Annotated in this window: 7 protein-coding genes; 5 read left to right on the top strand and 2 right to left on the bottom strand. The window is 72.8% G+C overall.

The window, feature by feature from the left end; all coding sequences use genetic code 11:
* Nucleotides 1-199 precede the first annotated feature (199 nt).
* The 3 genes from BN3794_RS08150 (at nt 200) to BN3794_RS08140 (ending at nt 6,663) form a co-directional block, all read left to right on the top strand.
* Entirely contained in the window at nt 200-2,515 is a 2,316-nt protein-coding gene (locus tag BN3794_RS08150; protein WP_201455261.1) for a TonB-dependent receptor, read from the top strand.
* Nucleotides 2,516-2,571: 56 nt separating this feature from the next.
* Entirely contained in the window at nt 2,572-5,220 is a 2,649-nt protein-coding gene (locus BN3794_RS08145) for a M14 family metallopeptidase (RefSeq protein WP_066095859.1), read from the top strand.
* 165 nt (nt 5,221-5,385) lie between these two features.
* On the top strand, nt 5,386-6,663 hold the full coding sequence (locus BN3794_RS08140) for an alpha/beta hydrolase (RefSeq protein ID WP_066095856.1): 1,278 nt from the start codon (nt 5,386-5,388) through the stop codon (nt 6,661-6,663).
* 15 nt (nt 6,664-6,678) lie between these two features.
* On the opposite strand, the gene BN3794_RS08135 is transcribed toward BN3794_RS08140, so the two are convergent.
* Both BN3794_RS08135 and BN3794_RS08130 read right to left on the bottom strand, forming a co-directional pair.
* Nucleotides 6,679-7,071 carry a DUF3037 domain-containing protein gene (locus BN3794_RS08135; RefSeq protein ID WP_066095853.1) on the bottom strand — a complete coding sequence of 131 codons (393 nt, stop codon included), beginning with the start codon at nt 7,069-7,071 and terminating at the stop codon, nt 6,679-6,681.
* On the bottom strand, nt 7,049-7,825 hold the full coding sequence (locus BN3794_RS08130; RefSeq protein WP_066095850.1) for a HipA family kinase: 777 nt from the start codon (nt 7,823-7,825) through the stop codon (nt 7,049-7,051). The genes BN3794_RS08135 and BN3794_RS08130 overlap by 23 nt, the downstream gene beginning before the upstream one ends.
* A gap of 118 nt (nt 7,826-7,943) precedes the next feature.
* Between BN3794_RS08130 and BN3794_RS08125 the strand changes: the two genes are divergently transcribed.
* The gene (locus tag BN3794_RS08125) at nt 7,944-12,749 is read left to right on the top strand and encodes an alpha-2-macroglobulin family protein (protein WP_066095847.1); all 4,806 of its coding nucleotides are present in this window, start codon (nt 7,944-7,946) and stop codon (nt 12,747-12,749) included.
* A gap of 22 nt (nt 12,750-12,771) precedes the next feature.
* A complete protein-coding gene (pbpC, locus tag BN3794_RS08120; RefSeq protein ID WP_066095843.1) occupies nt 12,772-15,159 on the top strand; it encodes a penicillin-binding protein 1C in 2,388 nt (795 codons plus the stop codon).
* Nucleotides 15,160-15,208: the final 49 nt, after the last annotated feature.

Raw genomic sequence — 15,208 nt, 5'->3', positions numbered from 1 at the left:
GCGCCGGGCGGGGCGGTGGCCACGTGCCCGGTTTGCACCGCGCTGGGGCCCCGGCATGGTGCGTCGGACTCACTTGTATATACGTAATTGGCTGTGTATGGATTTGTCGCAGGGGCTGCGCCCCGCCGCGTGGCAGGTACCGCATGGAGCGGGGTGTATCGGCCACATCTCCCCCCACTTTCCTCCCCCAGGAAACAGCATGAACGTCATTGGCTCCCTCGCACGTACCCCCGTTCGCTCGCCCCGGCCGAGTCCCCTGTACCGCTGCCTGCTGGCGGCCGGCATGCTGGGCGCTTCGAGCGCCCCGGCCCTCGCCCAGGACGCGCAGGCGCCTACCGCGTCCGGGTCCAAGGCGGTCACCCTGGACGGCGTCAAGGTCACCGCGGCCAAGCGCACCACGCTGATCGAGAAGACGCCGATGGCGATCAGCGCCATCACCGCCGAGCAGCTCGACGAGCTGGGCGCGGTCGACGTCAAGGACTACGCCGCCCAGGTGCCGGGCATGCGCATCCAGTACAACGGCCCCGGCGCCAACCGCATCAGCCTGCGCGGCATCAATTCCTCCGGCGAGGCGACCGTGGGCGTGTACTACGACGAGACCCCGGTGGCCGGTTCGACCGGCGTCAGCAGCGATGCCGGCGGGCGCTCGCCGGACCTGGAACTGTTCGACGTGGACCGCATCGAGGTGCTGCGCGGCCCGCAGGGCACCCTGTACGGCGCCAGCTCGATGGGCGGCGCCATCCGCATCCTCTACAACAAGCCCGACAGCCAGGCCTTCGCCGGCCGAGTCGAGGCCGGCTACGAGGCCACCGACGGCGGCGATCCGTCCAATTCCCAGAACCTGATGCTGAACCTGCCGCTGGTCAAGGACGTGCTCGCCGCGCGCGTGACCGCCTACAACCGCAACACCGGCGGCTACGTGGACAACACGTTCCTGGGGATCAAGAACGTCAACAGCGCCCACGCCAAGGGCGAGCGCCTGCAGCTGCGCTACACGCCCAACGAGGACGTGACCATCGACCTGAGCCACATGAAGGGCAGCACCTCGGCCTGGTCCTCGAGCTGGAATCCCACCGCGGGCGACTACAAGCAGCTGTCCCAGGTCAAGCTGCCCTACGACGACGACACCCGGCTGGACAGCTTCGCCCTCACCTGGGACCTGGGCTGGGCATCGCTGAGCGCCAACGCCGCCTACCAGAAGCGCGCCTCGACCTACGTCAGCGACGACAGCTACTACATCCAGACCTACCTGACGCCGTCCTCGTGCGCCTCCGGTCTGGGCGTGGGCAGCTGCAGCGATACGCAGCTGCAGTCGTGGTACGACCAGGTCAACGCGCTGTCCCCGGCGGCGCTGATCCACGACGGCATGACCCGCGACCGCACCGCCGAGCTGCGCCTGACCTCGGCCGACAGCGACTTCATCGACTGGACGGTCGGCCTGTTCAGCGAGAACCGCGACAACTACGTGGCCAGCGAGGACACCCGTGCCGATCCGTCCACCGGCGTGATCATCACGCCCTGGAACCTGTTCTACCGGCGCCAGATCTGGGACAAGCTCAAGCAGAAGGCCGCCTACGGCGAGGCCACCTGGCACGCGACCGCGCGCATCAACGTGACCGCCGGGCTGCGCTGGTACGACTACGACAAGACCGTCACCGGCATCACCGACATCCCGTGGGACATGATCGGCGCCGGCTACAAGCCGCTGACCAGCGTGGACGCCAGCGAAAGCGGCTGGCTGCGCAAGTTCACCGTGGACTACACCCTCAGCGACAACGCGATGCTGTACGCGACCGTGGCCGACGGCTTCCGCCCGGGCGGCGCCAACCAGGTCATCGGCCTGCCCGACGCATTGACCGCCTACCACTCCGACAAGCTCTGGAACTACGAGATCGGCGCCAAGACCGCGTGGCTGGACCGCAGCCTGTTCCTCAACGCCGCCCTGTACCAGATCGACTGGGACGACATGCAGGTCAGCGGGCGCACGCTCAACGGCGCCTTCTCGTTCCTGTCCAACGCCGGTGCGGCGCGCATGCGCGGCGCCGAGCTGGAGGCCACCTGGCGGCCGCTGGCCGGCCTGGACGTGTCGGCCAACTTCAACTACAACGACGCCAAGCTGACCGCCGACCAGATCAGCGACGTGGTCAGCGGCGCCGGCCGCAAGGGCGACCGCGTGCCCAACATCCCGCGCACCAGCGCCATGCTGGCGGCCGCCTACCGCTTCCCGATCACCCCCGGCCTGGACGGCATGGTGCGCCTGGACGGCAGCTACGTCGGCGGCAGCTGGTCGCTGTTCCGCGGCACCTACAACGTCTACAAGGCCTCGTACACCACCGTCGGCCTGCGCGCCGGCGTGGAGAGCACCGACGACAAGTGGGCGGCCTACCTGTATGTGCGCAACCTCACCAACGAGGTGGGGCTGAACCAGTACACCAGTTCCTCCACGCCGCCGTACACCTCGGCCACCAGCCTGACGCCGCGCACCGTCGGCGTCAGCGTCTCCTACAACTTCTGATGTCCGCCACGCCCGGGCGCCCCGCCGCGCCCGGGCCCTTGCCCCCGGGGAAAACCATGCCTTCCACCCTCTCCAAGTCGCGCCGGCCGTTGCGGCGCCGCAGGCTGTCCGCGCTGGTGCTGTCGCTGGCGCTGGCCGGCATCGCCACCGCCCAGGCGGCCGTGCCGTCGCCGCGCGACGTGCTCGGCCACATGCCGGGCGACGACTACTACCTCGCCAACTACGAGGATTCGCTCAAGTACTTCCATGCGCTGGCCGCCGCGGCGCCGGACCGGATGAAGATGTTCACCGCCGGCAAGAGCACCCAGGGACGCACCTACGAGTACGCGGTGATCTCCTCGCCGCAGAACGTGGCCCGGTTCGACCACTGGAAGCAGGTGTCGCGGCAGCTGGCGGACTCGCGCTCGCTCACCCCCGAGCAGGCCAGGGCGCTGGCCGCCGAGGCGAAGATCATCGTCCACATCGATGGCGGCATGCATGCCAGCGAGGTGTCCGACCACCAGCTGCCGATCGCGCTGGCCTACTACCTGCTCTCGCATCCGGACGATCCGGAGGTGAAGGCGATCCTCGACGACGTGGTGCTGGTGCTGTGGCCCACGCTCAATCCCGACGGCCAGGACATGATCGTCAAGTGGTACCGCGAGCACGCCGATCCGAAGGCGGGCCCGGCGCGGGCGCAGAAGATCGGCGGGCGCTGGAAGGTGCCCAACCGCGACCCGGCGATGCCGTGGCTGTACCAGGAGTACGTGGGCCACGACAACAACCGCGACGGCTACATGCTCAACATGGTCGAGAGCCGCACCGTGGCCGAGGCCGAGCAGGAGATCTCGCCGGCGATCTGGTATTCGCAGCACCAGACCGCGCCGTTCCCGGCCCGCATCTGGGTGCCGCCGTTCGCCGACCCGATCTCCAGCAACATCAACGCGCGCATCCGCCAGGGCACCACCCAGATCGGCGTCAACATGATCTCGCGCTTCGCCGTGGAGGGTAAGCCGGGTGCCATCGCCGAGGCGCGCTTCGACAACTGGTACCCGGGTTTCATGGACTACACCCAGGTGTTCCGCCACACCATTTCCTACTTCACCGAGACCGCGCACGATTCGGCCACCCCGCGGGTGTATTCGGTCGAGGAGTTCCCCAAGGGCTTCCAGGACCTGAAGGCGCTGGTGATGTACCCCGATCCGTGGAAGGGCGGGCTGTGGCGGCTGAAGGATTCGGTGGACTACATGATGACCGCCTCGCTCTCCACCCTGGAGACGGCGGTGAAGTACCGCTCCGACATCCTGCTGAACCGCTACATGGCCGGACGCGAGACCATCGCCCGCTTCAGCGGCGGCGACGGCCCGCGCGCCTGGGTGATCCCGGGCGGCCAGGCCGATGCCGCCAGTGCCGCGCTGCTGGCGCAGAAGATGGTCCAGCAGCAGATCGAGGTCTACCAGGCGCAGGCGCCGCTGACGCTCGGCGGCAAGGCCTATCCGGCCGGCTCGTGGGTGATCCCGATGGACCAGCCCTTCGCCGGCCTGGTGCAGGAGCTGTTCGAGCGGCAGAAGTACCCGGATGCCGTGCTCGAGGATGTCGGCGGCAACGCCGCGCCGCTGCCCTACGACACCACCGGCTGGACGCTGCCGCTGCAGTTCGGCGTGGACGCCGAGCCGGTCGCCGCGCCGCTGCCGGCGGAGCTGAAGGCCTCGCTGGTGCGCGTGGACAAGGCCGTGCACCCGGGCGGGGTGAGCGGGCAGGGCGAGGCCTTCGCGCTCAGCCGCCAGGTCAACGCCAGCTTCGCCGCGGTCAACCTGGCGCTGCAGCAGGGCGCCCGGCTCGGCATCGCGCAGGCGCCGGTGGACACGGTCAACGGCCCGGAGGCCGGTGCCTTCGTGCTGACCGGCCTGTCCCGGGCGGCGATGGAGAAGATCGCCGCCGGGCTGGGCGTGGACGTGGTCGCGCAGGCGGCGCCGCGGGCCGATGCGGTGCGGCTGGCGCGCGTGGGCCTGTACCGGCAGTGGGGATCCAACATCGACGAGGGCTGGACCCGCTGGCTGCTGGAGCAGTACCACTACGCGCCGACCAGCGTGTACAACAAGGACATGCAGGCCGGCGGCCTGAAGTCCAAGTTCGACGTGCTGATCCTGCCGGACATGGGTGGGCGCGGCACCAGCGCCGAGAAATCCCTGCTCGAGGGCTTCTCCGCCGACGACGAGCCGGCGCCGTATGCCGGCGGCATCGGCGCCAAGGGGACCGAGGCGCTCAAGCGCTTCGTCGCCGACGGCGGCACCCTGGTGGCCTTCAGCAAGACCGCCGATGCGGTGATCGGCCTGCTCGACCTGCCGGTGGAGAACGTGCTGGCCGGGCTGAAGCCCGAGCAGTTCTTCTGCTCCGGCGCCCTGCTCAAGCTCGACGTGCAGCCCGGTCCGGCCACCGCCGGCCTGCCGGCGCACCCGACCGGCATGTTCGAGAGCGGCCCGGCGTTCGCGCCCAGGGACGGCTTCCAGGGCACGGTGCTGGCGCGCTACCCGGCCGAGGAGAACCCGCTGCTGTCGGGCATGCTCAAGGGGCCGCAGGCGATCCAGGGCAAGGCCGCGGCGGTGCAGGTCGCATACGGCAAGGGCACGGTCTACCTGTACGGCTTCCGCCCGCAGTGGCGCGGCCAGTCGCAGGGCACCTACAAGTTCCTGTTCAACACGCTGTACGCGCCCGCGGCGCACTGAACGGCCGATCCGCGCGCGACGGGGCCCGGCGGGCGACCGCCGGGCCCCGTCGCGTTCGGGTGAAACGCGTCACCGGCATTTCTCCTGCGTTACCGTACGATCCGGTACGTTCGCCCGTGGCCCCGGCAAGGGGGCGGGCTTGACGGGCAATCGGAAGGAGAACGGATGAAGCGGAGCACCCTGATCTGGACGGCGCTGGCCGGGGCCACGGTGGCGGGCCTGGGCGTGGCGGCCTATCGCCGCCTGCCGAAGCTGGAGCCGTTCGTGGAGACCGCGCACGAACGCCGCCTGCGCCGGTTCTACAGCCGCCCGGAGCACCAGTTCGCCCGGCACCTGCGCGATTCGCGGATCGTCGTCGACGGCCAGACGCTGGACGCCAAGTTCCAGCACCTGCTGGAGCTGGGCGGCGAGCGCGAGGCGGCGCGGCGCATGTTCCGCCTGCTGTTCGCCACCTCGGCCGGCCGCCACTACCTGCGCCTTGCCGGCGACCGGCGCTGGCTGGTGTTCTCCAAGGAAAGCGCGCCGATGCGGCGCACCACCGACCTGCGCGTGCAGGGCCGGGGCGGCGCGGTGCCGGTGCGCATCTACTGGCCGCAGGTGGACGACGACGCGCCGCTGCCGATCCTGGTCTATGCCCACGGCGGCGGGTTCATCGCCGGCAGCATCGCGGCGATCGACCGGGTGGCGCGGCTGATGGCCAACGAGACCCGCGCGATCGTGGTCTCGGTCGGCTACCGGCTGGCGCCTGAGCATCCGTTCCCGGCCGCGGCCGACGACATGGAGGACGTGTTCCTGTGGGTGCGCCGCCACGCCGGCGCGCTGGGCGGCGATCCGGCCCGGGTCGCGGTGGGCGGCGACAGCGCCGGTGGCCATGCCGCGATCAACGTCGCCCAGCGCCAGGTGTTCGCGCACCGCGCGCCGCCGGCGATGCTGCTGCTGTTCTACCCGGCCGCGGGCCTGCCGCTGGCCGACCGCTCGTTCCGCCTGTTCGCCTCCGGCTTCGGCCTGGACGCGGCGTTCATCGACTACCTGTTCCCGCGCGTGTGGCCGACGCTGGTGCCGGGCAAGGACAAGCTCGACGCGCTGGTCGATCCGCGCGGGGCACCGAGCCTGGCCGGCCTGCCGCCGGCCGTCGTGGCCACCGCCGGCTTCGACGTGCTGCGCGATGCCGGTGCCGGCTTCGCGCGGCGCCTGCGCGAGGCGGGGGTGCCGGTGCGCTACCGCAACTACGGCGCGCTGGTGCACGGCTTCCTGCAGTTCGGCGGGGTGGTGGAGGCGGCGGACGAGGCGGCGACCGAGACGCTGCAGGCGTTCGGCCGGGCGCTGCAGCTGGGGTACCTGCCCGAGGATATGGATGCGGCACCGGCGCAGCACACGCCGGCGGCCGCCACCCGCGCGGCCGGCAGTGCCGAGGACAGTCCCGGCCTGGCCGCGATGCACTGAACCCGGTGCGGGTACTCAGCGCGGGACCCGCACCATCCTGTCGAGCAGGTGCTCGACGATGCGCTCCGGGTGCGCGGTGCGCCCCACGTGCGTCGGCGAGACCTGCACCACCGCGCTGCGCCGGGCGGTGAGGAAGTGGAAGCGCGCCCGCGGCGGCAGCGCGGCGATGGGGCCGGCGGCCGGATCGCCGGCGCAGATGGCCACGATCGCCTGCAGCGCCGGGCGCAGGCCGTCCAGGTCCAGCGCCGGGGCGAAGGCGTGCAGGCGTGCCTCGTCCAGCTCGATGGCGGCCTGCAGGTGGCGCGCGCCGGGACAGGACACGATCACCCCGACGTTGACGAATTCCTCGCGCTCCACCCGCGGCACCACGCGGATCACGGCGTAGTCATACGTATGCAGCGTGGGCACGGACGGCCTCCTGCACGAAGGCGGCGCGGTGCTCGCGCCGCGCCCGCAGATAGTCGGCATAGGCGCGCCGGTGCGCGGCGGCATCGGCATGGGCGGGCTCGCCGGCGAGCCAGTCGTCCGGCAGCAGCGCGACGATGCGCTCGATCGCGGCATCGTCCATGCGCGCGGCCAGTTCGGCGTCCACCTCGGCGATGCGGCTGGCGAAGGGCAACAGCACGTGCTCGCGGATCTGCACGAACGGGCGCCTGCAGGCCTCGGCCGCGTGCTCCCAGTCATGGTGGAAGTACAGTGCCGCGCCATGGTCGATCAGCCACAGCCGGCGATGCCAGACCATCAGGTTCGGGTTGCGCGCGGTCCGGTCCACGTTGCTCACGCAGGCGTCGAACCAGACGATGCGCGAGGCCAGATCGGCGTCCACCGCCATTGCCGCCGGATCGTAGTTGAGCGCGCCGGGCAGGTAGTCCAGGCCCAGGTTCAGGCCCTCGCTGGCGCGGATCAGGTCCTGGATCTCCGGGTCCGGCTCGGTGCGCGCGAACTCCGCGTCCAGGTCCACCTTGACGATCTCCGGCACCGGCAGGCCCAGGGTGCGCGCCAGCTCGCCGGCGACCAGTTCGGCCACCAGCGCCTTCGGCCCCTGGCCGGCGCCACGGAACTTGAGCACATACATGCCGTCGTCGTCGGCCTCGACCACGGCGGGCAGCGAGCCGCCTTCGCGCAGCGGCGAGACGTAGCGGGTGGCGTGGACGGTACGCAAGAGAGGATCGGCCGGGCGTCGGGAACGAGGGCGCCAAGCCTAGCGCAATGTCCGCGGCCGGCGCTGCGCGGGGCGCCCGTATACTCCGGCCATTCGCCAGGGAAGCAGGGAGCGGGACATGGGACAGGCGGGCGCGAACAGGGCCGCACGAGCGCCGCGCGGCGGCGGATTCCCCGCCTGGCTGGTGCTGGCGCTGCTGGTGGCATGCGCGCTGGCCGCCTGCGGCCGTGGCAGCCAGGTACCCGCGCTCTCCGGCGAGGTGGTCAAGGCCGAGCGCCAGGCGCCGGTCAAGGGCTTCGGCCTGGTGGCGGCCTACCCGGACGAGGCCGACGGCGGCACCTCCCTGGCCCTGGAGTTCAGCCGCCCGCTGGTGCAGGAACAGGATTTCGACGCGGTCCTGCACCTGGCCGACGACAAGGGCGTGGCGGTGAACACCAGCTGGGTGCTCGACGACCAGGACCCGCGGATCGTGCGAAGCCCGTCGGTGGAGCCGGCGCGCGAGTACGAGGTCAGGATCGACACCGGGCTGCAGGCGGCCGACGGCAGCACCCTGGCGCAGGCGATCGCGCGCACGGTGCAGACCGGGCCGCTCAAGCCGGTGGTCGGCTTCGCCTCGCAGGGCAGCGTACTGCCGGCGCGCGACAGCGGCGGGCGCACGCCGCTGGGCAAGCTGGCCGAGCCGGTCTACCTCAACCGCTTCGCCCTGGACGGCAAGCCCAACGAGCGCGTGCTCAGCTACCTGCCGCTGGCGGGGATCAAGGAGCTGCAGGCGCCGGGCCTGTACGTGGCGGTGATGCGGCGGCCGACCGAGTTCGCCGGCGGGGTGCAGGCCAGCTACTTCGTGGTCAGCGACCTGGGCCTGCACGTGCGCGCCTACAAGGACACGCTGTTCGTGCACGCCGCCACCCTGGCCGGCGGCGATGCGGCCGGCAACGTCGACCTGCGCATCCTCGACGGCAAGGGCCAGGTGGTGCTCAAGGGCCGCACCGACGGCGACGGCAATGCGCTGCTGCGCTACACCCTCGACCCCACGCACGTGATGCTGGCCAGCCGCGGCAAGGACGTGGAGTTCCTGCCGTTCAACCGGCCGGCGCTGGACCTGTCCGAATTCGACGTGGCCGGCCGCCGCGATGCGTGGTTCGACGTGTTCGCCTGGTCCGGCCGCGACCTGTACCGCCCGGGCGAGACGGTGCGGGTGTCGGCGCTGCTGCGCGATCGCGACGGCCGGCCGGTCAAGGCCGACCAGCCGCTGTACCTGCGCCTGAAGCAGCCCGACGGCAAGGTCTTCCGCGAGACCCGCCTGGCCGCCGGGGCACAGGGCTATTTCCAGTTCGAGCAGATCGTCCCGGCCGATGCGCCCACCGGGCGCTGGCAGGTGGAGTTCCGTACCGACCCGGCCAGCCAGGAACGGATCGAGGGCCTGGCACTGCGCATCGAGGAGTTCCTGCCCGAGCGCATGAAGCTGGACCTGTCCGCGCCGGCGACGCTCGCGCCCGGCAAGCCGCTGGCGCTGTCGGCCGATGCGGCCTACCTGTACGGCGCGCCGGCGGCCGGCAACCGCTTCACCGCCAAGCTGGCGGTGGCGGTGGCGCGGCACCCGCTGGAGAAACTGCCCGGCTGGTTCTTCGGCGACCCGACGGTGCCCCTGCCGGCCACCGCCAGCGACGTGGCCGACGGCAGCTTCGACGCCCGCGGCCACTTCGCCCAGGACATCGCGCTGCCGGCCGAGGTCAAGGGCAACACGCCGGTGGACGCGATCGTCGCCGGCAGCGTGTACGAGAGCGGCGGGCGCACCGTCAACCGCGTGCTCATCCGCACGCTGTGGCCGGCCGCCGCGCTGGTCGGCGTGCGGCCGCTGTTCGAGGACAAGGACGGGCCGGGCGCCAATACCGCGGCCGGCTTCGAGATCGCCCGCTTCGACGCGGCCGGCAACCGCGTGGCCGGCAAGGGCCTGCAGGTGGCGCTGATGCGCGAGATCCGCGAGTACCACTGGAGCCACGACGAGGGCACCGGCTGGAAGTTCGACTACGTCCAGCGCTTCGAGAAGGCCGGCGGGCAGACCGTGGACGCCGGCGCCGGCGCGGCCCGGGTGAGCTTCCCGGTGGAGTGGGGCGGCTACCGGCTGGAAGTGACCGATCCGCAGACCGGCCTGGTCACGCGCTACCCGTTCCAGGCCGGCTGGGGCTGGGACGACGAGAACCGCGGCGTGGACGCGCGCCCGGACAAGGTCAAGCTGGCGCTGGACAAGACCGCCTACCGCGCCGGCGACACGCTGCGCGTCACCGTGACCCCGCCGCACGAAGGCAAGGGCGTGCTGATCGTGGAGTCCGACCACCTGCTGTACGCCCGGGACGTGGACGTCAGGAACGGCAGCACGTTCTCCATCCCGGTCACCGCCGACTGGGAACGCCACGACGTCTACCTGACCGCGCTGGTGCTGCGCGGTGGCAGCGCCACCTCCAAGGTCACGCCCGCGCGCGCCGTCGGCGAAGCCTTCGTGGCAATGGACCGCAGCGCACGCAAGGTCGCCGTGGGCCTGAGCGTGCCGGAGAAGATGCAGCCGGGGCAGGCGTTGCCGGTGACGGTGAGCGCGCCGCAGCTGGCGGGCAAGCCGGCGCACGTGACGGTCTCGGCGGTGGACGTGGGCATCCTCAACATCACCCGCTACCCGGTCCCGGACCCGGGCGCCTGGTTCTTCGCCCAGCGCCGCCTGGCGGTGGACGCCTACGACATCTACGGCCGCGTGGTCGAGAGCTTCGACGGCGTCAACGCCCGGCTGCGCTTCGGCGGCGACATGGGCCTGGGCGCGTTGCCGCAGGCGCGCCGGCCGACCGCGCACGTGCAGACCGTGGACCTGTTCTCCGGACCGGTGCAGCTCGATGCCCGGGGCAACGCCCGTGTCCGCCTGCAGGTGCCGGACTTCAACGGCACCCTGCGGGTGTCCGCGGTGGCCTATGCCGACGATCGCTACGGCGGCGCGGCGCGGGAAACCGTGGTGCGCGCGCCGATCGTGGCCGAGGCCAGCGCGCCGCGCGTGCTGGCGCCGGGCGACAGCAGCACGGTGACCCTGGACGTGCAGAACTTCACCGGCCGCGCAGGCCGCTTCGCGGTGCGCGTGGACGGCATCGGCCCGCTGGCGGTGGGCGAGGGCAGCCGCAGCGTGGAGCTGGCCGACGGCGCCAAGCGGACCCTGAGCTTCCCGCTGGAGGCGCGCGAAGGCTACGGCACCGCGCAGGTACGGGTGCGCGTGGACGGCGACGCCGGCGGCTACAAGGTGGACCGCCGCCTGGACGTGCCGGTGCGCGCCGGCTGGCCGGCGGTGGTGCGTACCCGCGCCGTGCGCGTTGAGGCCCCGGCCGCCATCGCCATGGATGCCGGCCTGGCCGACGGCCTGATGGACGGCTCGGTCGGCGCACGCATGGTGGTCAGCGCGTTGCCGCCGCTGCCGTTCGCCGCGGCCCTGCAGGATGCGCTGTTGTACCCGTACGGCTGCATCGAGCAGACCACCAGCAAGGGCTACGCCGCGCTGATCCTGGACGCGCCCACCGCCGCGCTGCTCGGCGTGCCGGGCCTGGACGCGGCCAAGCGCCGCGAGCGCATGGAGGGCGCCTTCGCCCGCATCGCGGCGATGCAGGTGGCCAACGGCAATTTCTCGATGTGGGGCGGCGAGGGCGGCAGCGTCACCCCGTACCTGACCGCCTACGTGGCCGACTTCCTGCTCGACGCGCGCGAGGCCGGCTTCGCCATCCCCGAGGCGGTGCTGCAGAAGGCGCTGGACGGGCTCAACGAGGGCCTGCTCTCCGGCGGCTTCCCCTACTACGGCTATGCGAACCGCGAGCACATGCGCTTCGCCACCCAGGCCTACGCCGGCTACGTGCTGGCGCGCGTGGGCCGTGCGCCGCTGGGCACGCTGCGCGCGCTGTACGACAACGACCGCGGCAAGGCGCGCAGCGGCCTGCCGCTGGTGCAACTGGGCATCGCGCTGTCGCTGCAGGGCGACCGCAAGCGCGGCCAGCAGGCCGTCGCGGCCGGGTTCGCCTGGTCCGGCGACCGCCCCGGCTGGCTCGGCGACTACGGTTCGCCGCTGCGCGACGACGCGCTGATGCTGGCCCTGGTGCAGGAGCGCAAGCTCGATGCGCCGGGCCTGGCCGACCGCACCGAGGCGCTGGGCCGCGAGCTGGAGGAACGGCGCAAGGCGCGCTGGTTCTACCTGAGCACCCAGGAACAGGTGGCCATCGGCCGGCTCGGCAAGGCGTTGCTGGTCCAGGGCCAGGGGCGCACGGTCTCCGGCACCTGGCACCTGGGCGGCGACCAGCAGGCGGTCGCCGGCGAACGGGTGAGCGCACGCGGCTTCGATGCGAAGGCGCTGGCCGGCGGCGTGCGCTTCGAGGCGGCCGGCAGCGGGCCGGTGTACGCCAGCCTGGAGGTGGCCGGGGTGCCGCGCACCGCGCCGGCCTTCGACGACAGCCAGGTCGGGGTGGAACGGCGCTACTACACCACCGACGGCAAGCCCTGGCAGGGCGGTGCGCTCAAGGAAGGCGAGGCGCTGGTGGTCGGCCTGCGCATCACCGCCGATCGCGACATGCCCGATGCGCTGCTGACCGACCTGCTGCCGGCCGGCCTGGAGATCGAGAACTTCAACCTCGGCGATGCCCGGCAATGGGCCGACGTGGTGGTCGACGGCATCGCCCTGGACGCGCGCGGCGAGGCCGCCAGCCTGGTCCACGAGGAGTTCCGCGACGACCGCTACGTGGCCGCGCTCAAGCTGCAGTGCGGCCGCACCGCCAAGGTGTTCTACCTGGTGCGCGCGGTGACCCCGGGCAGCTACCGGGTGCCGCCGCCGCTGGTGGAGGACATGTACCGGCCGCAGCTGCGCGGCGTGGGCAAGGCCGCCGTCGAGCGGATCCAGGTGGTGCAGCCGTGAGCGGGGGCGTCGCGCGCGACCGATGAGCACCGCCGTCGCCCCGCGGGCCGGGCGTTGGATCCGACGCGCTTCGCCCTGGCTGCGCTGGGGCACGGCGGCGGTGCTGCTCGCGCTGCTGGTGCTGGACCGGCAGTTCCCGCCGCCGCTGCCGCGCGCGCGCGACACCTCCACCCTGGTGGTCGCGCGCGACGGCACGCCGTTGCGCGCCTTCGCCGACGCCGACGGGGTGTGGCGCTACCCGGCCACGCCGGAGACCGTCTCGCCGCTGTACCTGCAGGCGCTGCTGGGCTACGAGGACCGCTGGTTCTGGCGCCATCCCGGGGTCAATCCCGTGGCGATGGCGCGCGCGGCCGGGCAGTGGCTGGGCCAGCGCCGGATCGTCTCCGGCGGCTCCACGCTGACCATGCAGGTGGCGCGCATCCTCGACGGGCAGGGCGACGGGCCGTCCACGCGCACGGCCCGGGGCAAGGGCCTGCAGATGCTGCGGGCGGTGCAGCTGGAGGCGCACCTGTCCAAGCGGCAGATCCTGCAGCTGTACCTGGAGCGGGCACCGTTCGGCGGCACCGTGGAAGGCGTGGAGGCGGCCAGCTGGGCCTACCTCGGCAAGCCCAGCGCGCACCTGTCCCTTGCCGAGGCGGCGCTGCTGGCGGTGCTGCCGCAGTCGCCGAGCCGGCTGCGCCCGGACCGCCATCCCGGCGCGGCGCGGGTGGCGCGCGACAAGGTGCTGCGGCGGATGGCGACGCTGGGGCGGTGGGACCGGGCCACGGTGGACGATGCCGCCATCGAACCGGTGGTCTCGCGTTCGCTGCGCCCGCCGTTGCTGGCCGGGCTGCTGGCCCAGCGCCTGCACGAGGACGACCCGCGCGCCGCGCGCATCCGCTCCACGCTCGACGCGGACCTGCAGCGCACGCTGGAGGAGCGCGTGGCCGGCTACTTCTCCGGCCTGCCCGAGCGCACCTCCGCGGCCCTGCTGGTGGTGGACAACGCGACCATGGAGGCACGCGCCTATGTCGGCTCGGTGCGCTTCGGCGATGCCGCGCGCCTGGGCCATGTCGACATGGTGCGGGCCTGGCGCTCGCCCGGCTCCACGCTCAAGCCGTTCCTGTACGGGCTGGCGCTGGAGGACGGGCTGATCCATTCCGAGAGCCTGCTGGTGGACGCGCCGCAGGATTTCGGCGGCTACCGGCCCGGCAACTTCGGCCTGGCCTACAACGGCCCGGTCGGCGCGGCGGAGGCGCTGCGCCTGTCGCTCAACGTGCCGGCGGTGGACCTGCTCGACCGCGTCGGTCCGCCGCGCTTCGCCGCGCGCCTGGCCAACGCCGGGGTGGAACTGCGCCTGCCGGACGGGGCAGCGCCGAACCTGGCGCTGATCCTGGGCGGTGCCGGCGCGCGCCTGCAGGACCTGGTCGGCGCCTTCGCCGCGTTCAACCGCGGCGGCCTGGCCGGGCGCGTGCGCCTGCGCCCGCAGGACCCGCATATCGACCGCCGCCTGCTCGCCCCCGGCGCGGCCTGGATCGTGCGCGAGATGCTGCAGGCCGCGCCGCGTCCCGGCTATGCCGTGGACACCTTCGATCCCCGCGGGCGCCCGCCGGTGGCCTGGAAGACCGGCACCAGCTACGGCTTCCGCGACGCCTGGGCGCTGGGCGGCACGCGCCGCTACACCGTCGGAGTGTGGGTCGGGCGTCCGGACGGCACGCCGCTGCCGGGCCAGTACGGCGCGGTCACCGCGCTGCCGCTGATGTTCGAGGTGATCGACAGCCTGCCGCGCCAGGCCGGTGACGGCGCGCCGCCGCCGGCGCCGGCCGAGGTGGCCGCAGCCGAGATCTGCTGGCCATTGGGCCTGCCGCCGGACCCGGCGCGGCCGCAGCTGTGCCAGCGGCGGATGCGTGCCTGGACCCTGGCCGGCAACCTGCCGCCCACCTTCGCCGAGCGCGATGCGCGACTGTGGCGGGCCGGCGTGGAGACCTTCGCGCAGGACGCCCGTACCGGCCAGCGCCTGTCGGCCAGCTGCGCGCGCCCGCATTCGCTGCGCACCGGCGCGGTCGCACGCTGGCCGGCGCTGGCCGCGCCCTGGCTGAGCGCGGCCGAGCGCGCGGCCTCGGCGTTGCCGCCCCTGGCCCCGGACTGCGCCGCCGACGGGCGCGAGGCCGCCGAATCGCTGCGCATCGACGGGCTGGCCGACCGCGCGACGCTGGCGCGTCCGCCGGGCAGCCCGCACGGGGTGCGCGTGCGGTTGCGGGCGCTGGGCAGTGCGCGCCCGGTGCGCTGGCTGCTGGACGGCCGGCTGGTCGCCGTCACCGAGGGAGCGGCCAGCTTCGAGCACGAGCTCGACCAGCGCGGCCCGCACACGCTCACCGCGCTGGCCGACAGCGGCGCCTGGGCCTCGATCGGCTTCACCGTGATGCGGTGACCGGCGTCGCGCCGGACCACCGCGGCGCTACCGCCGCGCGTGGCAGGAA

The sequence above is a fragment of the Xanthomonas massiliensis genome (assembly GCF_900018785.1).
Classification (GTDB): Bacteria; Pseudomonadota; Gammaproteobacteria; order Xanthomonadales; family Xanthomonadaceae; genus Xanthomonas_B; species Xanthomonas_B massiliensis.
This window is presented reverse-complemented; position numbering and strand designations above follow the sequence as displayed.